Source organism: Paenibacillus sp. NPDC101420 (genome assembly GCF_050277435.1).
Lineage (GTDB): Bacteria > Bacillota > Bacilli > Paenibacillales > Paenibacillaceae > Paenibacillus_AQ.
This window is the reverse complement of sequence record NZ_JBNNSE010000006.1, coordinates 338,750-362,896: the sequence shown is the minus strand read 5'-3', so window position 1 is coordinate 362,896 and position 24,147 is coordinate 338,750. Positions and strand designations below refer to the sequence as shown.

Below are 24,147 nucleotides of genomic sequence, written 5' to 3'. Positions count from 1 at the left end.
TGGCTTATTTTTCACGATGTATCTTATTTCGAGAGCTTTGGACCTCCTTCTCCTATCGGTCATTTGTGGTCGCTCGCTATTGAGGAACAGTTCTAGTTCATTTGGCCATTGGTTATTATTGTAGGGTTACGCCTTGCACCTCAGCGAGGTAAACTCATTGTGATGTGTCTAACAGGGGCATTCCTCTCGGCACTTGCTATGGCGCTAATCTATCAACCTGGAGTTGACCCAAGCCGAGTCTATTATGGTACTGATACCCGAGCTTTTGCTCTACTGATTGGAGCCGCTCTCGCTCTAGCATGGCCGAGTCAAAATTTGACCGATAAGATTTCACGCAGATCTCGCTATATCCTTGACTTCAGTGGTGCAATCGGATTAATCACCCTCATTCTTATGATTTGGCGGACGAATGAATACGGACAATTTCTTTATTATGGCGGCTTGGTTATAGTGTCGATTCTTTCCGCAATTGTAATAGCTGTACTCGCACATCCTGCGAGCCGACTAGCTAAAATCATGGGTTGCAAGCCCTTGCGTTGGATTGGCGTACGTTCCTATAGTATTTACATATGGCATTATCCAGTCATCATTCTAAATAATCCTACAGTAGATACAGGTGGGTTCGATGGTTTCCGTGTTCTTTTTCAGCTGGGAGTTAGCCTCCTATTAGCCTCACTATCGTGGAAATATATCGAAGAACCTATTCGTCAAGGTTTATTAGGAAGATGGTGTACGAAATTAAGCATTCATCTGCAATTCAAGATTCGACCCTTATTCATCTTTATTGCAGTCCCGTTAATCATATTGTCCATATCCTGCAGTAGCAACTTGGATACTAAGATATCCGCAGATCCGAATACAGGCACTATTACTAATCCCGATAAGAATGAACATAATGTCACACTAGTGCCCCCTCAAAATATACCAACACCTGTGCCTGTGCCTGTACCAGTACCAGTAGATCCACCGAAGAAGCCAGAACCTCAGCCTCAGGTAGAAGAAGCAGGTAAAGGTGTTACTGCGATAGGTGATTCCGTAATCCTCGATGCCGCTCCTTATCTACAAGAACTTCTGCCAGGCATTGTAATCGATGGTAAGGTAGGCAGGCAGATGTCACAGGCACAAGAAGTGGTCGATAAACTTAGAACCAAGGGGAAACTTGGCACTCGAGTGATCATTAATCTAGGTACGAACGGAGCTTTTAACTCCAATCAATTGCGGAAATTACTTATTTCACTTGAAGATGTTCAGCAAGTCGTACTAGTAAACACACGTGTACCGAAAAAATGGCAAAATACTGTGAATACCTTGCTTAAGAAAGTGGCTTTAGAATTCCCCAATGCTATGGTTGTAGACTGGCATTCCTCAAGCGAAGGAAAGGATTCTTACTTCTATGAGGATGGCGTTCATCTAAAACGAGAAGGTGCCAAATCCTATGCCGCACTTGTAGCTAAAGCCATACAAAAGGAGAATCAATGAGAATAGTAATCTAACAAACTAAAGCTACGCAATATAAAAAGAGAAGGGTTTTACGAATATGCTTAAGAGGAATAAAGAGAAATTACTCACTCTTTGTATTACAGATAACAAGGAGAACATATACCGTCTAGCTTACAGCTATGTGAAGAACAAAGAGGATGCATTAGATGTTGTTCAGGATTCGATTTATAAAGCTCTCTCCTCTATAGGGTTGCTAAAAAACCCAGAATCCGTAAAGAGTTGGTTGTTTAGAATCGTAGTAACTACCTCACTAGATTTTCTGAGGAAACATAAAAGAGTTCAACCGGTAGATGATGAAGCACTCGACTTTTTTATCCCTGGTGCGGTAGACGTGTATCCAGATATTGATTTAGAAAGATCGCTGGATGATCTCCCCCTTAAGTATCGAAATGTCATCGTCCTTAGATATATCGAAGATTTAAAGATCGAGGAAGTTGCGGAAGTATTAAATGAAAACGTCAATACAGTAAAGACTAGACTATATCAAGCACTCCAGTTATTAAGAGTCAACATGCAGGAAGAATCCTCAAAGGAGATCAATTAGAATGGATAACCAAATCAAAAAAATTATAGAAGATTATAACAAACTCCCTATTCCTGAGGAATTAGATTTCGTTGTAAGTAAAGCATTAAAGAAAAGGAAGATAAGAAGAATACGTTACCAGTGGATATCTGGAGTTTGTGCGGCAGCCCTATTTTTCGTGATTGGGATTAATGTCAATGTTAACATTGCCAATGCCTTCTCCGCTATACCTGGTGTAGACAGTATTGTTAAAGTGCTAACTTTTAGAGAATACAAAGTGGATGAGCAGACCTATAATGCAGACATAAAGGTCCCCATCATTACTAACCTAGAGAATAAAGAGCTGGAATCGACTCTGAATGAAAAATATCTCGAAGAAAACAAAAAACTATATGATGAGTTTCAAGCAGAGATGGAGTCTTTAAAGCAATCCGGAGAGGGGCATTTAGGGGTCGATACAGGCTTTGAGGTTAAAACGGACAATGCTGAGCTATTTGCTATTAGCAGATACGTGGTAAATACCGTAGGTTCATCGTCAACAACAATGCAGCACGATACGATAGACAAGAAGAATCAAATCCTGCTAAGTCTGCCTATGTTATTTAAGGATGATCGATATATCAGTATCATAAGTGAAAATATTAAAGAACAGATGCGCTCCCAAATGAAAGCAGATAAAGATATGTTCTACTGGATTTCAACAGATGAACCCAATGAAGACCTTTTTTATCAATTTGAAAATATAGCTAAAGATCAAGATTTCTATATCAACGATAAGTACCAGCTGGTTATTTCCTTTAACAAATATGATGTGGCTCCTGGCTACATGGGCGTTAGAGAATTCATCATTCCAACAGATGTAATTGCAGATGTTCTGGTCAGCCGTACGTACATTAAATAAATCATTATGAGACTCATAAGGGGTATGCGTTTTGTATCCCTTATGAGTCTTTTTTTGCGTAAAAAGTCATTAATCAATCCCTATGCCTCTAATGTCTTGCCATCCTATTTTTATTTCTTCTAATAATTCATTCCCTATCTTAACTTCTATACTTGAGATAGACTCTCCCCCAACGCTGTGGTAGAAATGAATCGCCGGATTGCCCACCAGCACCCAAGTCATGAACGAGCTATAATTTTTCTTCAATAAATTCTGTGCTACACTTCTTATGAGCTGCTTCCCTAGACCTTTTCCTTGGTGTTCCTTAAGCAAATAAAGTGCGTAAAGCTCCGCATCGTAGAGATCCGGCTCTCTTCGCGCCCCTCCATTTGCAAAGCCAATGATCATCCCAGACTCATCTTCAGCAACATACATTACCTCGTCTTTATTGGGATTTTCAAAATTCTGAATCCAACGCTTCCTTCTAGCTTCTACTGTGAAATTATCAAGAAACTCGTCTGATATTAGTCCTTTATACGTGGTTTTCCAACTCGTAGCGTGGACGAAAGCGATCCCGTCTATATCACTAGCTGTTGCTTCTCTGATCGTCATTTTATCTCACCCCTGCAGCGCCTTTCGCACGCTTAATATATATTTCGCCTGATCTAATGGATTCACGCCCCGGCGGGTGCGCTCAGCGGATACGTCTGGAGGACATTCTTCATAGCCGGCAAAAAAAGAAGTGAACGTGCTACGCCCCTTCGTATAGGAGCTTAAAGTAACAGGATAATCAAGCGACGTTGCCAGTGGCAGACGGCCTTCGATGATCATCCGCTCACCTTGCAGCACAGGTGGCTCGAAGGTGCCGCGCATCTGAACCAGGTCGTTCATCACTCGGCCGCCATTCTCCTCAGGGACAACGATGCGAACCTGAAGAATCGGCTCCAGTAGTTTAGTGCCTACCCGCGCGAGTCCATCCATAATCCCCATAGGAGTCGCTACGGCAAAATCCAGCGGATGGGTATGCCATACATGATGCTGTCCCTCGATTAAGGTCACTTTAAGATCGGTAACCTCCCAGCCGTACAAGCCCTGTTGCAAGGCTTCTGGTACACGGCGTGCGGTCTCGCTCTGATATTGCGGCAGCAGATCGGAACTCCGCACTACCGAATCATAAACTAAACCACTGCCAGGAGGTCCGGGCTCAATCTGAAACCGCAGAATCGCCCAGCACGGCTTCGGCATCGTATAAGCGATAAAGCCTTCCCCAGCAGAGGCTGGCGTTTCTTTATAGATAACAGAAGGCTGACCGAAGGTAACCTTCAGCGCATACCGCTCCTCCAGAACACTATTCAGAATCTCCAGCTGAATAGGTCCCATTACTTTGATATGCAGCTCTCGCTCATCCTGCAGCCACTGCGCATCCAAGAGCGGATCTTCATCCGCCAGCTCCTGCAATGCTCCGATAACCTTATGGTCATCCATATCGGTTCCCCAGAATACGCGCACCGTTAGCAGCGGTACAGCCAGCTTCGCTTCCTCCGGAATCGCCTCCGGATGGCCGAGTACATCTCCGATCCGTACCCCTGAAAGACCATAGATTACAGCGATATCCCCCGCTTCAAGCGATCCGACATCCTCAGTACGACCACCCTCGACCTTGCGGATCTGGGTCACTTTTCCCTGAATATTCTGCGTGTAGTTCATTACCGTATCGCGGTTACGGATCGTTCCTTCATAAAGGCGGACAAACGCCATTCGCCCCATGCTTTTATCACGCTGAATATTGTAGACAATGCCGGACACCGGCCCCTCAACATTGCCACCAGCTCGCGGAAAATACTCAACCATCGCGTCCAGCAATGCAGTAATGCCAAGACCCTTGGCGGCAACACCATAAACCATTGGGAAGAAGCGTCCTGAAGCGGAAGCTGTCTTCATATATTTTTTCCAAGCTGCAAGATCAATCGAACTACCTGACATATACGTCTCTAGCAGATCTTCATCCCGCTCAGCCAATGCCTCCAACAATTCAGTCTGTGCAGCAGGATCGGCATCGCTCCCCCACAAATCTATTGCGCCTATGTACTCCTGCTCTTTCCCGGTGGGTTGCTGTACAGGAATGATATCACTAGACAAATAATTTCGCGCTTGCGCCAGCACAGCCTCAGGGTCTGCACCTACACGATCCATTTTGTTCATAAAAATAAGCGTCGGTATTCCCAGCTTCCTCAGCGCGTTCCAGATCATCTCACTTTGAGCCTGCACACCCTCTACCGCCGACAAAATTAGCACCGCACAATCCATCACTCGCAAAGACCGTTCAACCTCTGACAGAAAATCGACGTGTCCTGGTGTATCAACGAGGTTGATCTGCACACCCTTCCATTCAAAAGAAGCTAATGCCGCCCGAACGGATATTCCTCGTTGCCGCTCTACATCCATAGAATCCGTCAATGCTGTCCCACTGTCTACGCTGCCGAGCGCTCGAATGCGACCGCTTTCATACAAAATATGCTCTGTTGTTGTTGTCTTGCCGGCATCCACATGGGCAAATATCCCCACATTAATCCGTTCTGCTCCCTGCTGCTGAATCATCTATAGTACCCCTATCATGAGCTAGATTGATCTAAATTTATATTGTACACATCCTTATGTCTCATAGTAATACATCCCTCCTTGTTGTTCCACCCTCCTACTAAATTGGTTAAATTCAGCTATGCCGGGTATGTAATTACTAAGTAAGAAGTCTAACGCCAAGGAGGAAATTCATCATGTTAGATCAACGTTTGCAAAATAAAGTTGCAGTAGTCACAGGCGCAGGGTCCGGTATTGGAAAAGCTACAGCCATAAGGTTTGCTCAGCACGGAGCTAAGGTATATATGCTTGATCGCACCCCTGAGGAATCCTATGAAACTAAACGTGAAATTGAATCCATTGGAGGAACAGCTACAGTTATCGAATGCGATGTTTCCAATCCAGGTCTTGTCGAAGAAAGTATTCGTAAGGTTGCGGATGAGGCTCGGAAGATTGATATTATTTTTGCGAATGCTGGAATTAATGGTACATGGGCTCCAATCGAAACACTAGAAATCGAAGATTGGGACCAGACGCTAGATACCAACCTACGCAGTACCTTTGCCACAGTAAAATATGCTATCCCCCATATGAAAGAAAATGGCGGCAGCATCATTATCACTAGCTCTATTAACGGAAATCGAGTGTTCTCGAACATCGGCGCTGCTGCGTACTCCTCTTCCAAGGCTGGACAAGTCGCTTTTATGAAAATGGCTGCGTTAGAGCTGGCGCAATACGGTATCCGCGTAAATGCGGTCTGTCCTGGATCAATCGACACTCAAATTGGAGATAATACGGATAAGAGTGATGATCTTCAAGAAGTGATGATTCCTGTAGAATTTCCAAAAGGCAATCATCCTCTGGAAGATGCGCCCGGTAAACCTGAACAAGTAGCCAATCTAGTATTATTTCTCGCCTCGGATGAGTCTTTCCATGTCACAGGAACTGAGATCTATGTAGATGGTGCCGAGTCACTCCTTCGCGGATAACGTTTTACTTGAATCTTTATAATATTTTAAATTGCCTGCAACATTTTGGTCTAATCTACCATCTAAGAGTATGGAGGTGACGCATAATGAAGAAATCATTATTCATAAGTAATGTCAAAACAATGACGATAGCCTGCGGTATTCTAGCAGCAAGCCTGTCATTTGGAACATCTGCTTTTGCTTTTTCGGATTTGAAAGGTGATCCTGCGGAAGCAAAAATTAACTCCCTGCATAAAGAGGGGATTATAAATGGAGTAGACAAAGATAAGTTCGCGCCTAAATCTAAAGTAAGCTTTGCCCAAGGGATTCAGTTCATCGTTGGGGGTCTGAATCTGTCTCCGAAGCCAGAGGCGGGTAACAGCTCATCCAAAGCTAGTGATTATTTTGATAAGGTGAACGACAAATCTTGGTATGCTTCAGCCTTCCTGACTGCCAAGCAAAATGGTCTTTCACTTGATCGAACAGTAGATCCTAACGGAACCATCACCCGTGCTCAGTTCGCTCACTTATTGACGCAAGCACTGCAAAGTAAAGGTAACTTCCCGGTTACACTCATGTATGTAGACATTAAGGATGGCGATAAACTTTCTACAGAGGTTATAAATAGTCTCCAGATCCTGCTGAATACACATATCGCCACACTCGATAAGAACGGTAATTTCCGGCCAAATGATGCCATTACCCGTTCGGAAGCAGCCGCGATGACCTACGATGCAGCTGCTTTTGCCAAACGCGTAATTGTGTCTAATGGCAGCCCTACTACTCCAACCTATGAGACTGAGGTTACACTAACCAAAGCGGGTGAAGGAGTAAACAAGGCTACGTTGACCGTTAACAACTTACCGCATTCTGGATATGGACTAGTGATTGAGCGAATCGAATTTGGCAAAGACAAGACCGCTGTGATTTATTTTAATGTGACTGCTCCTGAACCAGGAAAAATGTACGCACAGGTGATCTCAAAAGCATCTGTTGTCACTTATCTGCCAGAGGGATATAAAGCGATCGCTAAATCGGTATCCGGATCTACATCTTATTCTTCTAGCGCTACTCAATAAAAGTTCCGGACTCGATTTTTATGGAACGAATCAAACGAAGGTGCCCCAAAAGCCGTAAAATGGCTACTGAGGCACCTTCGTTTTTTGGGTTCTCCCCCATGTTCTAAACTACCCAAGGACCAATAAGAATTTCTTACTTCTCAGGGTGTCCATTGATCATGAATAATCCCTACTAGAGCATGATCCTCTCCAATCTTCTCGAAAACTAGACGCAGGCTGCGCCAGTCCATCCCTTCGACAGAAGGATCGATGCCAGTAATATGATATTCAACGAAATCATATTGCTCCTTGGGATACACTTCGTTCAAGTTATTGATCGTTGTACCTTGCCCAAGCCCCTTGTTCACAGCAATTTCGGCCGTCTGAATGAAGTCTGCATCGTAGACAAACCGCATGTAGTAATCTGCGAATGTCAGCTCAATTAAATCACCCGATCCAGCAAATGTTCGCCAGACTCTTTTGGTAGAGTCATTCATTAATCCTTCCACTTCATCCTTGCTGAATACAAGATCATTCTTCGTATCTACGTATGCGTATGGAGAAAAACGTAACCCTTTATCTGAATGTACCCATGCGGCCAATTGCTTCATATCCTTATTTTTAATAGACCTTATGACTGTCGTCGCAGCTTCCTCTACAGTTGGCGGAAGTCCCTCCTGATCCAGTAGCTGATCCGTGCTTGATGGCTCCGTCTCCTGTAGTGGCTCCGTAGTAGCCGCTGGTTGTGCAGTTTGTGTCTGCTCTGGCGTTTGCTCAGGCATCTGCATTTGCGTCTGTTCTGGGGTCACCTTCGGTTCCGTTCCCGCTTCTGGCGTTCCTCTGCATGCTGTAAGCCATAACATAGCTGCTATCAGCGCCAAACCACCGATATTTCTTGCGAAGTACATAAGATCCCTCCTCGTTTTTGATCCCTCGCTCTTTAGACTGATTTGAACAAATGAAGGTTGCAGGCTTATACTAAAACTATCAGTCAAACAACTCTTATGAGAGGGCGGGGTTACTATTCATTTAACAGAAAAACTTAAGAGCCTTCCCCTGACTCCCGGCGTGTATCTCATGAAGGATGGCCTCGGCCATATTATATATGTGGGAAAGGCGAAACAGCTGAAACGGAGAGTAAAATCGTATTTTCAAAACTCGAAGTCTCATTCCCCAAAGGTAAAACAGCTCGTTCGCCATATTAAAGATTTGGATATTATCCTTACAGATACCGAATTCGAAGCTTTTATGCTGGAGTGCAAATTAATTAAAGAAATAAAGCCCATGTACAATAGAAAAATGAAAAATCCGCAGGCCTATACGTATATCGTAATAGGAACGGATGATAAAATGCATTCGTTAGAGATTACTTATGATCCTGCTGTTCAAAAAGGTAACCATATTTGGGGCCCCTACACGAGCAGAAGTACCGTGGAAAGAGCCGTGCAAGGCATCAAGGAAAGCTCAAAAATCCTTTGCAGCAATCCAAGCTTCAAAAATTCTTTATGCCTAAACCATTCGCTTGGCTTATGCATAGGGATGTGTGCTGGCGGCGATGCTGCCGTTCAATATAATACAATCATTGATAAAGTCATAGCCCTACTAAACGGAACGGATTCCAGTCTCCTTGTGGAGATGGAGCAACAGATGACTGAAGCTGCAGAGCAATTTGACTTCGAAACCGCCGCCAAATATAGGGATTACATCGGAGCCATCAGCTTCCTGAATCACAAAGAGAAGGTTATCGAATTCGCTGCAGAGAATCAGAATATCGCGATCCTTGAGGCCATGGATGAACAAACGCTTAAACTCATATTGCTCAAAGGCAATCGTATCCTGGCGCATACTAAGCTCGAATACGATCAACCCGATATTACCTACCTGCAATCCGTTATAACATCAGCGATTATGGACACTTTCTGCGGTGAACTTAACCAGGCCCCGGCAGCAATTACTCGCCATGAAATTGACGAAGCACAAATTATATACAGCTATTTAAAAAGCAGCTCGTGCAGCTACATCATCGTGCAAGAGGATTGGCTTGCAGCTAACAATCATTCTCGTCTAGACACTGCGGTGGACAAGCTGTTGCGTATCTTTTTAAATGCTGCTCCAGCCCATTCGTATAATTAATCTACCTTGTAACTGCGGTGAATGTTTGGACTTCCGCCCGCTCTTGTCTTCAGATTTCTTGATTTCAAACCAGTATATGTGGTAGAAATCTGAAGACAAAGACGGACACTAACGCTCCTCCAGTTCCAAAACCCTCCTCCGTCCCCTTCATCTCATCTATTGGCTCAACTGTTACTCTAAACTTACCCAAAAAGAGCAGGTCTTTCATTCCTTAAACGACAAAACAGGTTTCTCCCCCCATGTACGGAGCGGAAGAAACCTGTTTTGAAGCTTGCCTATCTCTCAACTATATTTACACAATCCTTCATCCAGAAGATTAACAGCAAAAGTTAATTTCTCTTCAGATACAATAAGCGGAGGATGCCAGGTGATGCAGTTTCCTCCAGCCAATTTAAAAGAAAGACCCTTCTCCAAGCAATAATACAGTACTTGCTCAGCTAATTCCTCATTCTTCTCTCTAGTCTCTCTGGACTTCACAAGTTCAATAGAAATCAGTAGTCCAGCAATACGGACATCTCCTATGCAAAGATGTTTAGCCGACAGAGTCTCAAGCTTCCCTCTTACAAATTCAGACCTGCTGATACATTGTTCCTGCAGATTTAAGTCATCGATATAATCGATGGTGGCACAGATCGCTGCACTTCCTAACGCCGGTTTCTCATGGGTATAGTGCCCCAAAGAAATATCCCCCGCACAATCATATTGCGTTCTGGTAAGCACCGCTGCTTGCGGGATCACCCCTCCGCCTAACCCTTTTCCGAGCACGAGGATATCCGGTTCGATATCGAAATTCTGATGGACGTAGAACTTTCCACTTCGCATCAGCGCTGTTGGAATCTCATCAAAAATCAGCAGAATCCCATATTCATCACATATTTTTCTTAATCTTGTGAAATAAGAGATAGGCGGGATATGCGTATCCGTCGCCCGAATAGGCTCAAGTAAGATCGCCCCGATCTCCCCCTCATGCTGAATCATATATTCCAGATAGTCGAGGCAGAAGGTAGCCACTGCTTCATGGGAATGACTTCCCAGCAGGTTGCGGTATGCGTTAAAAGGAATGGCTTTCAGCATTCCTGGCATTTGCGGGCCCATGTCCTTTTTAAACACGTATTCTCCTCCGACAGCGATTGTGTCCAGCCCCGCGCCATGGAAGGACTCCCACATGGAGATGACCTTATGCTTCCCCGTCCATTTGCGAGCAATCTTAAGGGCCAGACCTACAGCTGCACTTCCGGAAGGCGTAAATAATACTTTATAGTCCTTTGAGGCCGTTTTGTTGATTAAAGCTTCTGCAGCTTTCACTGCAATATCTGCCGTAAATCTTCTTGGAATGAACGGTAGCTCGTCGAGCTGTTTTTTCACAGCTTCAGTTACGTATGGATTCTTGTAGCCAATCTGATGAATGCTATTTCCATGAAAATCAAGATATTTGCGTCCATTCACATCTGTGATATAACATCCCTCAGCATCTACGATACTGTTCAAGCACGGCGTTGACATGGATTGTCGCATATATGCACGCTCGTCCGCTTCGATCCTATCTATACTCACAGCGCTTAACTGGGTCATCCACTCTGTCCGCAAGGGGCTAAAGTTGATGTCACCTTCTCTTTTCAGCTCATGATTATCTCGCATAAGGTCTGATTCCTTGAGAAATCAGTACATTGATTCGCCCAATCAGCTGAGGCAGCTCACTCATCGATTGAATCGTAAAGTCTGCCCCGTTTTGAATAAAAGAGGTTTGTGTCGCTGAGATCACCGTGTCCTTCTCCACGTCTGAAAGTGAATTAAATTCCTCCTGGCTTAAGCCCATTTCAGAGCTTCCAATGATTACACCTACGGACCAGACGCCTGCATTAACACCTTCTTGAATGTCTGAAATCGTATCGCCTACCTTAACAACCTTCCATGCTGCCGATAACTTTAAAGCTTCCATATTATGATAAATCATATACGGGTAAGGTCTTCCCAGTGAATGCGTTCCATCTGGCGTGATTACATAATCCGGTTGATAGCCCTTCCCAGCGGCATTCAGAATTACAACATCCATCATGGACTCTGTATATCCAGTCGTTGAACCAATCTTTAGTCCTTGGCTTCTGAGCAATTGGACGGTCTCAATAACCTGCGGAATCGGATCAGTATATTCGGATAAGGATGCCATCAATGCCGGTTCGAATTCAGCATACAGGTTCTCTACATCCTGTTCAGTAAAAGCTCTGCCATACTTTTCTTCCCACAAGGCACCTACTCTTGGCATGGATAACATCGAACGGATATGATCTATTTTCAGCATCCCCATAGGGGCTCTTGCTTCCTGCATCGTAACTTCAAGCCCAGCTTCCCGAAAAATATCAAGGAACACATTCACCGGTGCAAAGCAGCCAAAATCAACCGCTGTTCCTGCCCAATCCAGAATTACGCCTTCGACTTGATTCATTGTGTCATTCCTCCCATGTATGCTTCGATAATATTACATAAGTTCTGAATATCTTCTTCGTAAATCTCACCAATATTCCCAATCCGGAAGGTGTCGTGCTCCGTTAATTTGCCTGGGTAGAGGACGTAGCCTTTTTCTTTCACATATTCATAGAAATCTTCAAAGCTGAATGTCTCGTTCGGAAAAAGAAAGGTGGTTATAATAGGAGACTGCTTATCGTCTGTGATATACGCCTCTATTCCTATTCTCGCAAGTCTTTCTCTCAGTATGCGGTTATTATTCTGGTATCTTGCTGCCCTTGCAGGAATGCCGCCTTCTTCGATCAGTTCTTCAATCGCTTTCGAAAATGCAGCCACTACATGGGTCGGAGACGTATAGCGCCATTTCCCATCCGCGTCCATCGCCTTCCATTGATCGTATAGATCAAGTGATAGACTACGTGCATTCCCTTTACATGTGAGCAGCTTATCCAGCTTTGCAATGACAAACCCAAATCCCGGAACACCCTGAATACATTTATTGGCGCTGCTGATTAAATAGTCAATTTCAAGCCCAGGTACATCAATCTCTATTCCACCGAAGCTGCTCATCGCGTCGATAATTAATGTTTTATCGTAGGCTTTTGCCAGTTGTGAGATCATCTCAAGCGGGTTAAGAATCCCTGTCGTCGTCTCGCAATGCACCATCGCAATGTGCGTAATGGCTGGATCCTCTTTAAGAATCCCTCTAAGCTCTGCCTCTTGGGGGAATTCATTATATAGGGCACTATACACACGATAATGGAGTCCGATATATTGCGCCATTTGCACAATACGTTCTCCGTAGGCACCGTTTGTAATAATCAAAAGCTTATCATCCGCTGAAATCGCCGTAGTAAGCACAGATTCCACTGCAAACGTACCACTACCCTGCATGAGAACTGTCGTATATTCATCGTTCGTTGCCCTTGCCAAATCCAGAAGTCTGGATCTGATTTGTTGTGTAATGTTCTTATAGTCCTGGTCCCAAGTACAACGGTCAAAGAGCATTTGCTCTTTGACCGTGTTAGTAGTTGTCAATGGACCGGGTGTCAGCAATTTATAGTTGTTCATGGCCCTTCACTCCTTGTTCTAATCTTATTTATTTTCTTTAAAGAATTGTTGATGTTGCTCCAGCAGTTCCACAGTCAACGGCTTAACAAATTTCATACTGTGTGCAGGCTTATGGATATCACTAACCGTTTCATCTTTATATAGAGCCACTGGGTAATTTGTAATTAAGTCTTTTCTGGCATCTTTAATAATGGTTTCTGCCATTTTCATAGCCAGCTCTGTTGTTGCATCGTCTTTTTTCACCACGGCTACGGATTCTGTAAGCGAGAAGTTACCTTCTGTTGGATCTACATAGTCAATCGGTGCGCCTTCTTCTTTAGCTAATACTGCCTGATGACGAAGTCCAAAGCCTGCAGCTACTTCTCCTGCTTTTACCTTTTTAATCGGACCGGAACCGGAGCTTTCCAGATGTGGGCCTACATTAGCAACTAAATCATGCAGAACCGTTTTACCTTCTTCCTCCCCGTATTGCGAAATAATCGCCTGAACCAACAACCAGCCTGTCGAAGAGTCCATAATGTTCGGAACAGATACCAAGCCTTTAAATTCTGGTTTTGTTAAATCCTTAATGGACGTTGGCATCGCCAAGCCCTTATCTTTAAGCACCGCTGTGTTTACAAAAATAGCACCGGTATTCGCCAAAATCGGCGTATAGTACGCTGAATAGGAATCTAGCGCGTTAGTCGTAAACGATAGATCTTTAAACATGCCATGTTTCTCTTGCGCACTTTCTACAAAATAAGAGCTCATCGTGATCAGGTTAGCCTCAATTTTGTCTCCCTCTGCCATCAGCTTTCCACCCAGCTCAGAAGTGCCCAAGGATTGAAAGAGATATTGCCCTTCGTACCCCGCACCTTTTAGCGCAGTCTCCATAGAGGCTACAGCTTCTTCATCCGCATTGGTCAAAATCACTACTTTACTCGCATCACCCGCTGCTTTATTTCCACAACCTGCTAATGTGAACACCAAACTCAAAGCCACGATAGACAACATAATTCCTTTGAATCCCTTAATTCTCTTAGACATAATTTCTCCCTCACTTTAACTGGTTTTTTTATATTTAAAATCGTTAACTAACGAGAGTTTGAGTGCCGTTTCTGGAGATAGTCACCTAGGAGCTTAATGATAAGGTTGGTGCAAAAGATCAGGATGGATAGGACAAACACCTCATTAAATTTGGCGAAATGCTGCAGCTCTTTTATTTTGCTGGCAACTACCGAGGTTTGGGCAGTCACTAAAAAGATAATTCCGCTAATGGTCACCATCGCATTGATAAAATAGTAGCTGACCATCTCTATCACCGTGGATGCAGAGTTCGGTAGAATGACCCGGCGGATCGTCTGCAGCCAGCTGTCACCTAATAATTCAGCAGTGGTCTCCCACGATGGATTCATTTTCGCCAGAGAGTTCTTTGCCATCAAATAAGGAGTCGTAAAGTAATGAACAAGGGTACAGAGCACAAGAATCGTAAAGGTTCCTTTGAGACTGCTGTTATTGAACAGAAGTAGATACGACAGACCAAGGACCATACCCGGTACCGTGTTCGTCACCATCGATAGGATGTCAAAAGTCGCTTTCCCTTTTATAGGCGTTCGCACATTGATGATAGCCGCAGCATAAGCCACGATCGTACCTACGATTGCCGTCAGTCCTGCTACGAGCAAGGAATTTTTATATACATTGATTAAATCGCTTGATTGAAAAACATCCACAAAATGCTTGAATGTAAACGTAAGATCATAAGGATAGCCATTCATCAGTGGTGCAACGAACATGACTGAAAATACAGCTAGTAGACCGATTAGAATCACGGATGAGATTAGTCCAAGAACCGAATCTCTGCCTTTATTCGGGATCATCTCGATTTCAGTCACCTTGTCATAATGGAAGTTGAATTTTTCAAGATACGTTAACAGTACAACCCCGAACGCCGCCGGTATTAACATCAGTACAGCAATAACTGCCCCATTGTTGAAATCCGGTATAGCCCCAAGCATGACCTGATACAGCTGAGTAGCAACCACGTTATACGTCCCCCCCACCGATGCAGGGATCCCAAAATCCGTGAAGCTTAGGATAAAAGAAAGAACAAACGCCCCTCCCAAAGTGCCCCACAAAGGCCGAACGATCGTGTTCATGAAGCTTCGCAGCGTCCCATCCCCCATAAGCTTGGATACGACGATGAACTTTTTATCAATGTACTTGAACGAATTATGAATCAGCAGGAAAGCAGAAGGTAAGGTATAAATTACGTAGCCTATCAACAGACCATTAAATCCATAAATCTCGAATAAATTCCGTCCGAAGATTTTAGTAATCAGTCCCTGGTTGCCAAAAGAGTACATTATCGCAAACCCGTAAGTAATTGTAGGCAGCAGCATAGGAATCAGAATTCCAGTTCTAATGATGCTTTTTAACGGGCGATAGATTCTTGTACAGTGGATAGAATAGGCTAGGATAAAAGCTAGAACCGTCGTGATGAGTGCCGTAACACCGGAGACCTTCATACTATTTCCGATGGACTCTCGAATCTCTTGATCTGCCAGAATGGTGAGATAATTGGATACCGAATAACCTTGGCCCGTTTCAAACGAGCGGTTAAATAAAACTGCCAGTGGCAAGATCAGGAACACGATAAATAACAATACGATTGGGATAAAAATGATCCGCATTTCCGGTTTAGCTTTAGGCATAATGTTCACCGAACAGGTTATAGATATTTTCCCGTTTCACTTGCAGTTGCCCCAGAATAAATTCTTTTACAAAATCATTGCTAGGTTGTTGAATGATCTCTTGAGGTGTTCCGAATTGGGCAATATGACCTTGATTAATGATGAGAATTTTATCCGACAGGGTTAAAGCCTCTTCAGGGTCATGGGTGACGATAATCGTCGTAAGCTTATATTCTCTGGCGATGGATTTAATCCGAGCTTTAATAGATTCCTTGATGATTCCATCCAGTGCGCTTAGAGGTTCATCGAGCAGTAATAATTTGGGCTTCATTACGAGTGTTCTTGCCAAAGCCACCCTTTGCTTCTGCCCACCCGATAGAGCGCCGATCTTCTTCGTTAAATGCGGCTTTAATTCCAGAAACTCGATATACTCCTGAACCTCATGCTCCGACGTTAATCCTTTTTTATTTTTCAGACCATAAACGATATTTTCGTAAGCATTAAGGTTGGGGAAGAGCGCATAATCCTGGAACACTATATTAAATCCGCGTTTCTTCATGGGTACATTGCTTAAATCTTGATCATTAAAAATGATTTGCCCCTGCTCCATCTTAGCCAATCCCAAGATGATGTTTAGCAAGGTGGTTTTGCCACTCCCGCTGGGGCCGAGTAAGGAGACAATTTCCCCTGCTTGGATGTCTAGACTAATATCCTCTAGAACAACCTTGTTATCGTAATGCTTGCTTATGTTTTGTAATTTAAGCAAAGGTTCCACCTCCTCAAGTACAACCTCAGTATAAAAAGGTTTTGTTTTTGAGGATAAACAGTTACGTAAAATGTATGTAAATTATAAATAAGTTGTGAGTATATTATAAGTATATCATGACTAACTTAGAAAGGAGTAGTTGCTACCCTATATTAATCCCTTTATACTTCAACTATCGAAAGCGATATAAACTTTGAATGGGTGATTACATGTTTCCACTGGAAAGACAAAAGAAAATCATAGAAATCTTAATGTTCAAAAAGGTTCAGAAGCTGCCGGAGCTAGCAGAAGAGCTTAATATTTCTATCGATACCCTTCGCAGAGATATCAACCTGCTGGACAAGCAAGGGAAGATCAAGAAGATTTATGGTGGAATTAAACTGGTGGAATCGGAGTTTGCTGAATCTCCAATGGATGCGCGGATGGTCGGTCACTTAGAGGAAAAGAAAATGATCGCCCAAAAGTGCAGCGAATATATCAACGATGGGGATTGCATCTATCTGGACAGCGGCTCTACCACCTATCAGATCGCCAAATATATCAAGAATAAAAAGAATCTCACGGTCATTACGAACTCCATTCCTGTGGTAAACGAGCTTATGAACAGTGCGGTTGAGCTTATTATCATTGGCGGAAAGGTCCGACTAAATGAGCAGTCTGTCATTGCATATGATTATCTATTTAATTTCAGTGAATTAAATATCCTTAAGGCTTTTATTTGCGCAAGCGGCATTACCCTTGAAAAAGGCATCTCCGACTATAACCTGGAGGAAGCGCAAACGCGCAAAAAAATTATCGATCTCTCCAAAGAAGTTTATGTTGCTGCTGACCATACTAAATTCGGGAAAGATGTGACCATCGGCATCGCCTCACTCGATAAAATTGGGTACATTATTACCGACCGTAATATAGATCGAAGCTTCCAGCAGAAGTTTAAAAGCAAACGCACGAGCTTGATAATTGCGGAATAATATTACAAAAGAAACCTCTCTCGGATCTGAATGGTTGTGTGGTACTTCCATTTTACCTAAGGGAGGTTTTTTTCGTGTTTTTTTAAGGATCGCAGACACTTACCTTAACATCATAGACATCATTTCGTGAATCTCTTAAACTTAAAAATCAGAAGTACTATTACATTATGGAGTGTGAATATGCCCTTGAATCAGATGTCCGAATTACACCAGAGAAACAAATTAATTATTTACTTGTTTTGGGGCTGTTTGTTGTTCGGTTCAATTTCGCTTTACAGATTTCCACAAACAATCATGGCGATTATATCAGCAGCCGTACCCCTTGGATTATTGTGTACGGTACTAATTTGGAAACGTGTGGCTACACCCTATATTATGTACATAACAGCTATTGGCTTTAATATCATTACATACTTCTACATCGATGCAGGGGCAAATATCATTAGTACGTTAATTCTATACTGGGGTCTAGGCATCGTATCCCTCTATCACAACTATCGCCCATTGCTCCTTAATGGTGTGATAGCTTGTATCTTACTCAACTATTTTCTGATGACCAAACCCGCTTTCGAATCCGTTGACGCCTTAAGTGTTAACGTTTTTCTCATCATGATGATACTGGTTCTGATCTATCAGAGTCAGATTGGTGCGAAAATGTTCAAAAATATGTCTAAGAGCAGAAACGAAGCTGAACGTGCCAGAGCGGAAATGGAGACCATCCTTACAGGTGTTACTGAATCCGTAGGAGTTCTGAGTCAATCTAGTAACCTAATGCATAACAACGTACTGACAACAGATCGAATTTCCAAAGAAGTCGTAACCGCCTTCCAAGAGATAGCTAGTGGAGTAGAATCACAAGCACAAAGTGTTAGCGAAATCTCAAATGCTATGCAGCAGTTAAACGAATCAGCTATGCAGGCAAATGCTGCCTCCGTCTCCATGAGCAATAGAAGCCGTGAAACGGATCAAATTACGCAAGAGGGGCAAGATGAAATCATTCGCTTAACTGGAACTATGTCTGAAGTTACGGATATCGTAACGAGTACTGCTGGCTTGATGACACAAATGAATGAAGAAAATCAGAAGATTGAATCGATTGTTTCCAGCATCGTAGGAATTGCTGAGCAGACGAATCTTTTGTCGCTAAATGCTTCCATTGAAGCCGCTCATGCGGGGGAACACGGCAAAGGTTTCGCAGTCGTATCCAATGAAATCCGAAAATTGGCACAGAGCTCCCACAATGCATCCGCGGACATTGCCCGGATTCTCAGAAGCATTCAAAATAATATTGCGCAGGTTGGCGATATGGTTTCTAACGGGTTGCTAGTTGTAGAATCAGGGAAAAATTCCACTGATGATATCGCTCGATTATTCGAGGGTATTCGAAATAATACACACCAAGTGCTTGAACAAGCAGAAGACCTGAAGGATAGGAGCGATCATATCCGGCATGCATCCACCCTTGTACTCGGCGAAGTTAATTCAGTGGCTGCAATTACCGAAGAGAATACCGCAGCTATTGAACAAGTCCTCGCTAGCGCTGAGGTCCAGCAACAACATGTTTCTGAAACGGTGATTAGCATCAGCAATCTAAATGAGTTAGCTATTAAGTTAGACAATTTAACGAGATCTTCATAGATACAGCTGTTTGTTTCAATACCATTCAGTCAAAAGAAAAAGCCATCTACTCCTCACGAAGTAGATGGCTTTCTTTGTTCACTTAGTTCACTTTAGCTAAGACTTCCTGCCTCAACACGCGGCGGACGCATGGTCAGGCTGACCCGGCCCTTCTTCAGGTCAACAACCATCACCCAGACGGTGACATTATCTCCTACGGAGACAACATCCATCGGGTGCTTCACAAAGCTGCCGCTGAGCTGGGATATATGCACCAGCCCATCGTTCTTGATCCCGATATCGACGAATGCGCCGAAATCGATCACGTTGCGGACGGTTCCCTGCATTTCCATGCCGGGAACCAGATCCTCGATCTTCAGCACGTCGGTGCGGAAGATCGGCAACGGCAGCTCCTCGCGAGGATCGCGGCCCGGACGCTGCAAGCTCTCTAGGATGTCGCGAAGCGTTGGCACGCCGACATCCAGCTTCACAGCCAGCTCCTCGGCATTTTGTGCCTCCAGCTGTGAAGCCACTTCTTTGCTGCCAAGCTTATTTACATCGAGGCTTAGCTCGCGGAACAAGCGATCCACCACGGGATATGACTCGGGGTGAATAGGTGTGCGATCCAAGGTGTTGTCTCCACCTGGAATCCGCAGGAAGCCGATACATTGCTCATAGGACTTCGCACCCAGACGAGGCACCTTTTGCAGCTGCTTCCGAGTCGTGAACTTACCGTTCTCTTCACGATATTTAACGATATTTTTAGCAATTGTACCGTTAACGCCAGCCACATAAGAGAGCAAGGCAGGAGATGCCGTATTTACATCCACGCCCACATGGTTAACCGCCGATTCTACGACAGCCTTAAGACTCTCTTCCAGATGCTTCTGGGAGACGTCATGCTGATACTGCCCGACGCCGATAGCTTTCGGATCGATCTTCACCAGCTCCGCCAGCGGGTCCTGCACACGGCGGGCGATAGAAGCTGCACTACGCTCTGCTACATCCAGATCCGGGAACTCCTCCTGCGCCAGCTTGGAAGCAGAATAAACACTCGCACCAGCCTCATTAACGATCAGGTAAGCCAGCTCTGGATCGCCAATTTCGGCGATCACTTCTGCCGTAAATTGCTCGGTCTCACGAGAGCCTGTCCCATTTCCGATCACGATGAGCTGAATGCCATATTTAGCGATTAGTTCTTTAAACTTAGCAGCAGCTTCAACCTTCTTGTTGTTCGGTGGTGTTGGATAGGTCACGGCTACTTCAAGCAGCTTACCAGTATCGTCTACGACGGCCAGCTTACAGCCGGTACGATAGGCAGGGTCAACACCCAGCACACAGCGCCCCTTAACTGGCGGCTGCAGCAGCAAGCTGCGTAGATTACCAGAGAAGATTGAGATCGCTTGATTCTCGCCCCGCTCGGTCATCTCCCCGCGAACCTCACGCTCCACAGAAGGAGCTATCAGACGCTTGTAGGCATCCTCAGTCACTGCCTCCAGCAGTTCCTTCACTGGGGATGGGCCTTTAATGATTTTCCGCGCAATGTAAGCATGAATTTTGTCAGTGACAACCTCAATGCCTACCTTCAGTATATTCTCCCGCTCACCGCGATTAATGGCGAGAATTCGGTGAGGTGGCATTTTGTGTACAGGCTCACGGTAGCTATAGTAGTTCTCGTATACGGATTCCTGCTCTGCATCCTTAGCTTCAGACACAAGGATGCCCTGACTTGCCGTATATTGCCGAACCCAAGAGCGGATCGCAGGATCATCTGCAATGTTCTCGGCGATGATATCCAGTGCACCTTGAAGCGCTTGATCTGCGGTCTCCACTCCTTTTTCAGCATCTATATATTTCGTAGCCTCAGTTTGTGGGTCACCTTGTCTCTGCTGCTCCATAATCCAGTTCGCAAGCGGCTCTAAGCCTTTTTCCTTCGCGACACTAGCACGAGTCTTACGCTTCTGACGGAAAGGACGATACAAATCCTCCACTTCCTGCAGCTTGACCGCATTGGTAATTTGTTCATGAAGCTCCTTGGTCAGCTTGCCCTGCTCTTCAATATTGCGGATAACGTCTTTCTTACGTTCGCCCAAATTGCGAAGATAAGCCAGGCGCTCTTCAATATCACGCAGCGCATTCTCGTCCAGCTCACCCGTCATTTCTTTCCGGTATCTGGCGATGAACGGAATCGTATTCCCCTCATCCAGCAGTCCAACCGTTGTACGCACCTGCTTCAGGCTAATGTTCAATTCCTTGGCAATCGCTACAGTAATCAATTCCTGCTCCCGCTGTGCGGCCGCCTCTTCCGTAATGACTCCCGTTTTGCTGTTATCTACCGTCATTAGTATCCCTCTTCCCGTACACAATCTGCTTATACAATTCTTGTTCTCATAACTAAAATAGTATCACAGATCGGCTCTGTTCCAAAGTCCAGCCTAGAGAGGAGGTAGATTGGGTGGTTTACGCGCGTTGTCCCATTCCCCTTTTTCCAGAACTAAGTGACAACATAAAACATAATGCTAGAACAAACGCCGCTGCCACATATGGAAAGTTAATACTTAGATCAAAAAGATACCCTGCAATGATAGGCCCTGCGATATTTCCAAGACTCGTATAAGCAGAGTTCATTCCTGCTACGAAGCCTTGCTGCGTTTCCCCCGCCATTTTGGATAACTGGGTGCCTACCGCTGGTCGAAGAATATCCATAGCCAAGAATACGACAAAGGTAATCGCACAAATCGCCCAGAAGCCACTTACAAACAGCGTCAACAGAATAAACATTGCAGCAGTTATAAGGCAAGTGGAGATTACCTTATTCTCGCCGAATTTATTCAGAATCCAGCCAAACGCGGATACCTGCACCACAGCACCGGCGATCGAGCCAAAGGTAATTACAAAAGCAATATCTTTAGGGGTAAAGCCAAATTTATGGTCCACGAACAATCCGAACACCGTTTCATAGTTAGCCAATCCAAAAGCCATAACAAATACAATAATTAACCCGAAAAAGTAAGGTTCACGATAAGAACGCATCAATTGCGTGAAGAAGCTCTCCTGATTATTTTTAGATAGCTTCGCTTCCATCCGTTTCTCTACAGACAGAGACTCAGGCAAGATCAAAACTGTAATTAGAGCTGCGATCCCAGCCGCACCAGCCGCACAGAAAAAGGGTACCCGCATGCCAAGCTCAGCAAGATAACCGCCAATCCCTGGACCGATAATAAATCCGGTAGTAATGGCTGCATTAATAAGCCCCATGCCTTTCGCTCTCTCTTCAAAAGAGGTCGTGTCCGCTACATAAGCCATAACTGCTGGCATAATTAACGCAGCGCCTACACCACCGAGCAGTCTTGAAACGAACAAGAGCCAGGACACATTCGCCAGACCAAAGAGCAGCTCTGAAAAAGCAAACACGATCAGACCCGCAACAATCACTTTTTTTCGGCCAATTCTGTCGGATAACCTGCCCGCGAATGGCGATACTAATAATTGGGCAAGGGAGAATGAAGCCACTAACAGCCCAACGGTACTTCCTGTGATCCCAAGTTCGTTCATGTAAGTAGGCATGATAGGGACTACAAGTCCGATCCCTGTAAAAGCAAGAAAAATATTAAGCATAACAAGTAGCATAGCGCCCCTGTTTCTAAGTAGTAATGACATTGTGTTAACCTCCGTAGTTTTTAAAGCCAAGTCTTCGAATAATTTCCTTTTAGAGACCGACCATCCGGTCTAAATTATAGCAAAAAAAATAGTCCTTCTAATCCGGTGCCTTTAAGAAGCTTCAGCCTTCTTGATTCCTGAATGTAAAGCTTCTTTCAAGCCCCATTATATCTTATCCCGTATATATCCCTTGTAATAACAGTCGTACTGATTCCCGGTAATATTTTTTGATATCATCCGGAGTCTTTTCAGGAATAGAACATTCAGCAGCTCTTCCGATCCCTTCGAGCATACCATTTACAATAATCACATAATCCTCTAAATCACCCTTAATAAAATACCCCGTGTCCATGCCTTCCTTCAGAAGATCACGACACGCATGCGAGGCAGCCTCATATAAATGAGCAAGCCGCTTAGTGATATCCTCCGGATGAACTCTGCTTCTTGAGAATTCCTCAAGCGCCTGAATCAACGGATTCTGAAAATCATTTGCATAGTGCTCGGCTAAAGCATATAAACGCTCCTGAACACCAACAATTTCATTCTTCTTATCTTCCCACGCCTGTAACCACTGCGCGGTATCCTCTTCTACCACATATAGAAAAAGTTCATCCTTGCTCGGAAAATGATGATATAAGCTGCCCTTACTAACATTCGAGGCTACGCAAACTTCATTCATGGTTACAGCTGCATACCCCTTCTGAACAAACAGCTGTGTGGCTTTAAGTACAATTCGTTTCTTTGTTTCTTCTCCGTCTGAACGTCCTCTGATTCTAAGCACCTCCTAAACCGACCGTACGGTCTAATACTATCAGATCATTTTGTAAAAGTGAACCCCTAATCCTTTTTTACCATGAGTTCGTAAAAATGCACATCAAAAGACGCCCGGATTCGTACCCGAGCGCCTATCTCATGGATTATCTATAACCCTGGGTGATTAAAAATCAATCAGTCCGAGGCTGATTTGCAGCGAATCATCCACCTTCTTCATAGTCTCATCATCAAGGTGGGTGATCTTGTCAGTTAAGCGTTGTTTGTCAATCGTCCTAACCTGCTCCAGCAGTATAACAGAGTCTCTGTCAAAGCCATGAGCTGCTGCGTCAATTTCCACATGCGTAGGTAATTTAGCCTTCTGGATTTGGGCCGTGATTGCGGCCACAATTACCGTCGGGCTAAAGCGATTGCCAATATCATTCTGGATTACCAGTACTGGCCTTACTCCGCCTTGCTCAGAACCTACAACCGGCGAAAGATCAGCAAAAAAAACATCGCCACGTTTAACGATCAA

21 protein-coding genes are annotated in these 24,147 nt (G+C 44.3%); 8 read left to right on the top strand and 13 right to left on the bottom strand.

Annotation, left to right across the window (positions count from 1 at the left end):
- Positions 1–159: 159 nt before the first annotated feature.
- Genes ACQKMP_RS24500 through ACQKMP_RS24490 form a run of 3 tightly spaced genes read left to right on the top strand, consistent with a single transcriptional unit; the run spans position 160 to position 2,924 of the window.
- Positions 160–1,479 (top strand): acyltransferase family protein, encoded by a 1,320-nt coding sequence (locus ACQKMP_RS24500; RefSeq protein ID WP_427471493.1) that lies wholly within the window; start codon positions 160–162, stop codon positions 1,477–1,479.
- A gap of 58 nt (positions 1,480–1,537) precedes the next feature.
- Positions 1,538–2,044 carry an RNA polymerase sigma factor gene (locus tag ACQKMP_RS24495; RefSeq protein ID WP_042124760.1) on the top strand — a complete coding sequence of 169 codons (507 nt, stop codon included), beginning with the start codon at positions 1,538–1,540 and terminating at the stop codon, positions 2,042–2,044.
- A 1-nt stretch (position 2,045) separates the two neighbouring features.
- Positions 2,046–2,924 carry a DUF3298 and DUF4163 domain-containing protein gene (locus ACQKMP_RS24490; protein WP_042124758.1) on the top strand — a complete coding sequence of 293 codons (879 nt, stop codon included), beginning with the start codon at positions 2,046–2,048 and terminating at the stop codon, positions 2,922–2,924.
- A 69-nt stretch (positions 2,925–2,993) separates the two neighbouring features.
- Here the strand turns inward: ACQKMP_RS24490 and ACQKMP_RS24485 are convergent, their stop codons facing one another.
- Both ACQKMP_RS24485 and ACQKMP_RS24480 read right to left on the bottom strand, forming a co-directional pair.
- A complete protein-coding gene (locus tag ACQKMP_RS24485; protein ID WP_427471490.1) occupies positions 2,994–3,515 on the bottom strand; it encodes an N-acetyltransferase family protein in 522 nt (173 codons plus the stop codon).
- A gap of 6 nt (positions 3,516–3,521) precedes the next feature.
- The gene (locus tag ACQKMP_RS24480) at positions 3,522–5,501 is read right to left on the bottom strand and encodes a GTP-binding protein (protein WP_427471488.1); all 1,980 of its coding nucleotides are present in this window, start codon (positions 5,499–5,501) and stop codon (positions 3,522–3,524) included.
- Positions 5,502–5,677: 176 nt separating this feature from the next.
- On the opposite strand from ACQKMP_RS24480, the gene ACQKMP_RS24475 reads away from it, so the two are divergent.
- Both ACQKMP_RS24475 and ACQKMP_RS24470 read left to right on the top strand, forming a co-directional pair.
- Positions 5,678–6,469, top strand: a complete 792-nt coding sequence (locus ACQKMP_RS24475; protein WP_339245583.1) for an SDR family NAD(P)-dependent oxidoreductase — start codon at positions 5,678–5,680, stop codon at positions 6,467–6,469.
- 86 nt (positions 6,470–6,555) lie between these two features.
- A complete protein-coding gene (locus ACQKMP_RS24470) occupies positions 6,556–7,527 on the top strand; it encodes an S-layer homology domain-containing protein (RefSeq protein ID WP_427471486.1) in 972 nt (323 codons plus the stop codon).
- Positions 7,528–7,667: 140 nt separating this feature from the next.
- Here the strand turns inward: ACQKMP_RS24470 and ACQKMP_RS24465 are convergent, their stop codons facing one another.
- A complete protein-coding gene (locus ACQKMP_RS24465; RefSeq protein WP_427471484.1) occupies positions 7,668–8,414 on the bottom strand; it encodes a hypothetical protein in 747 nt (248 codons plus the stop codon).
- Positions 8,415–8,583: 169 nt separating this feature from the next.
- Here ACQKMP_RS24465 and ACQKMP_RS24460 point away from each other — a divergent pair, with 169 nt between their 5' ends.
- Positions 8,584–9,639: a UvrB/UvrC motif-containing protein gene (locus tag ACQKMP_RS24460; protein ID WP_427471482.1), complete on the top strand. Its 1,056-nt coding sequence runs from the start codon at positions 8,584–8,586 to the stop codon at positions 9,637–9,639.
- A gap of 282 nt (positions 9,640–9,921) precedes the next feature.
- Here the strand turns inward: ACQKMP_RS24460 and pbfA are convergent, their stop codons facing one another.
- From pbfA to ACQKMP_RS24430, 6 genes are read right to left on the bottom strand one after another with little or no spacing between them, the layout of a single operon-like run.
- On the bottom strand, positions 9,922–11,277 hold the full coding sequence (gene pbfA, locus ACQKMP_RS24455) for a (R)-1-hydroxy-2-aminoethylphosphonate ammonia-lyase (RefSeq protein WP_427471480.1): 1,356 nt from the start codon (positions 11,275–11,277) through the stop codon (positions 9,922–9,924).
- Positions 11,267–12,082: a phosphonoacetaldehyde hydrolase gene (phnX, locus tag ACQKMP_RS24450; protein WP_427471478.1), complete on the bottom strand. Its 816-nt coding sequence runs from the start codon at positions 12,080–12,082 to the stop codon at positions 11,267–11,269. The genes pbfA and phnX overlap by 11 nt, the downstream gene beginning before the upstream one ends.
- A complete protein-coding gene (gene phnW, locus ACQKMP_RS24445; protein ID WP_427471476.1) occupies positions 12,079–13,173 on the bottom strand; it encodes a 2-aminoethylphosphonate--pyruvate transaminase in 1,095 nt (364 codons plus the stop codon). The genes phnX and phnW overlap by 4 nt, the downstream gene beginning before the upstream one ends.
- Before the next feature lie 24 nt (positions 13,174–13,197).
- Complete coding sequence (locus tag ACQKMP_RS24440; protein ID WP_341126065.1) at positions 13,198–14,199, bottom strand: extracellular solute-binding protein; 1,002 nt, start codon at positions 14,197–14,199, stop codon at positions 13,198–13,200.
- Between the two features lie 47 nt (positions 14,200–14,246).
- Entirely contained in the window at positions 14,247–15,866 is a 1,620-nt protein-coding gene (locus ACQKMP_RS24435; RefSeq protein WP_427471473.1) for an ABC transporter permease subunit, read from the bottom strand.
- Positions 15,859–16,611: an ABC transporter ATP-binding protein gene (locus ACQKMP_RS24430; RefSeq protein WP_042124736.1), complete on the bottom strand. Its 753-nt coding sequence runs from the start codon at positions 16,609–16,611 to the stop codon at positions 15,859–15,861. The genes ACQKMP_RS24435 and ACQKMP_RS24430 overlap by 8 nt, the downstream gene beginning before the upstream one ends.
- A gap of 209 nt (positions 16,612–16,820) precedes the next feature.
- Between ACQKMP_RS24430 and ACQKMP_RS24425 the strand changes: the two genes are divergently transcribed.
- Together ACQKMP_RS24425 and ACQKMP_RS24420 are read left to right on the top strand one after the other, a co-directional pair.
- Positions 16,821–17,582 carry a DeoR/GlpR family DNA-binding transcription regulator gene (locus tag ACQKMP_RS24425; RefSeq protein ID WP_427471471.1) on the top strand — a complete coding sequence of 254 codons (762 nt, stop codon included), beginning with the start codon at positions 16,821–16,823 and terminating at the stop codon, positions 17,580–17,582.
- A 180-nt stretch (positions 17,583–17,762) separates the two neighbouring features.
- Positions 17,763–19,220: a methyl-accepting chemotaxis protein gene (locus tag ACQKMP_RS24420; RefSeq protein ID WP_042185481.1), complete on the top strand. Its 1,458-nt coding sequence runs from the start codon at positions 17,763–17,765 to the stop codon at positions 19,218–19,220.
- Positions 19,221–19,312: 92 nt separating this feature from the next.
- Here the strand turns inward: ACQKMP_RS24420 and ACQKMP_RS24415 are convergent, their stop codons facing one another.
- From ACQKMP_RS24415 to ACQKMP_RS24400, 4 genes are all read right to left on the bottom strand, one after another.
- Positions 19,313–21,541, bottom strand: coding sequence for a Tex family protein (locus ACQKMP_RS24415; protein WP_427471469.1), 2,229 nt, complete (start codon positions 21,539–21,541; stop codon positions 19,313–19,315).
- Positions 21,542–21,659: 118 nt separating this feature from the next.
- Positions 21,660–22,859: an MFS transporter gene (locus ACQKMP_RS24410; RefSeq protein ID WP_427471467.1), complete on the bottom strand. Its 1,200-nt coding sequence runs from the start codon at positions 22,857–22,859 to the stop codon at positions 21,660–21,662.
- A gap of 172 nt (positions 22,860–23,031) precedes the next feature.
- The gene (locus ACQKMP_RS24405; RefSeq protein WP_339245557.1) at positions 23,032–23,640 is read right to left on the bottom strand and encodes a TetR/AcrR family transcriptional regulator; all 609 of its coding nucleotides are present in this window, start codon (positions 23,638–23,640) and stop codon (positions 23,032–23,034) included.
- 156 nt (positions 23,641–23,796) lie between these two features.
- The gene (locus ACQKMP_RS24400) at positions 23,797–24,147 is read right to left on the bottom strand and encodes a type II toxin-antitoxin system PemK/MazF family toxin (protein WP_042124727.1); all 351 of its coding nucleotides are present in this window, start codon (positions 24,145–24,147) and stop codon (positions 23,797–23,799) included.

Coding starts and splice junctions, on each gene's coding strand:
- ACQKMP_RS24495 (WP_042124760.1), top strand. CDS start 1,538: ATGCTTAAGAGGAATAAAGAGAAATTACTCACTCTTTGTATTACAGAT.
- ACQKMP_RS24475 (WP_339245583.1), top strand. CDS start 5,678: ATGTTAGATCAACGTTTGCAAAATAAAGTTGCAGTAGTCACAGGCGCA.
- pbfA (WP_427471480.1), bottom strand. CDS start 11,277: ATGCGAGATAATCATGAGCTGAAAAGAGAAGGTGACATCAACTTTAGC.
- ACQKMP_RS24425 (WP_427471471.1), top strand. CDS start 16,821: ATGTTTCCACTGGAAAGACAAAAGAAAATCATAGAAATCTTAATGTTC.
- phnW (WP_427471476.1), bottom strand. CDS start 13,173: ATGAACAACTATAAATTGCTGACACCCGGTCCATTGACAACTACTAAC.
- ACQKMP_RS24490 (WP_042124758.1), top strand. CDS start 2,046: ATGGATAACCAAATCAAAAAAATTATAGAAGATTATAACAAACTCCCT.
- ACQKMP_RS24420 (WP_042185481.1), top strand. CDS start 17,763: ATGCCCTTGAATCAGATGTCCGAATTACACCAGAGAAACAAATTAATT.
- phnX (WP_427471478.1), bottom strand. CDS start 12,082: ATGAATCAAGTCGAAGGCGTAATTCTGGATTGGGCAGGAACAGCGGTT.
- ACQKMP_RS24440 (WP_341126065.1), bottom strand. CDS start 14,199: ATGTCTAAGAGAATTAAGGGATTCAAAGGAATTATGTTGTCTATCGTG.
- ACQKMP_RS24435 (WP_427471473.1), bottom strand. CDS start 15,866: ATGCCTAAAGCTAAACCGGAAATGCGGATCATTTTTATCCCAATCGTA.
- ACQKMP_RS24460 (WP_427471482.1), top strand. CDS start 8,584: ATGAAGGATGGCCTCGGCCATATTATATATGTGGGAAAGGCGAAACAG.
- ACQKMP_RS24480 (WP_427471488.1), bottom strand. CDS start 5,501: ATGATTCAGCAGCAGGGAGCAGAACGGATTAATGTGGGGATATTTGCC.
- ACQKMP_RS24415 (WP_427471469.1), bottom strand. CDS start 21,541: ATGACGGTAGATAACAGCAAAACGGGAGTCATTACGGAAGAGGCGGCC.
- ACQKMP_RS24485 (WP_427471490.1), bottom strand. CDS start 3,515: ATGACGATCAGAGAAGCAACAGCTAGTGATATAGACGGGATCGCTTTC.
- ACQKMP_RS24410 (WP_427471467.1), bottom strand. CDS start 22,859: ATGTCATTACTACTTAGAAACAGGGGCGCTATGCTACTTGTTATGCTT.
- ACQKMP_RS24470 (WP_427471486.1), top strand. CDS start 6,556: ATGAAGAAATCATTATTCATAAGTAATGTCAAAACAATGACGATAGCC.
- ACQKMP_RS24465 (WP_427471484.1), bottom strand. CDS start 8,414: ATGTACTTCGCAAGAAATATCGGTGGTTTGGCGCTGATAGCAGCTATG.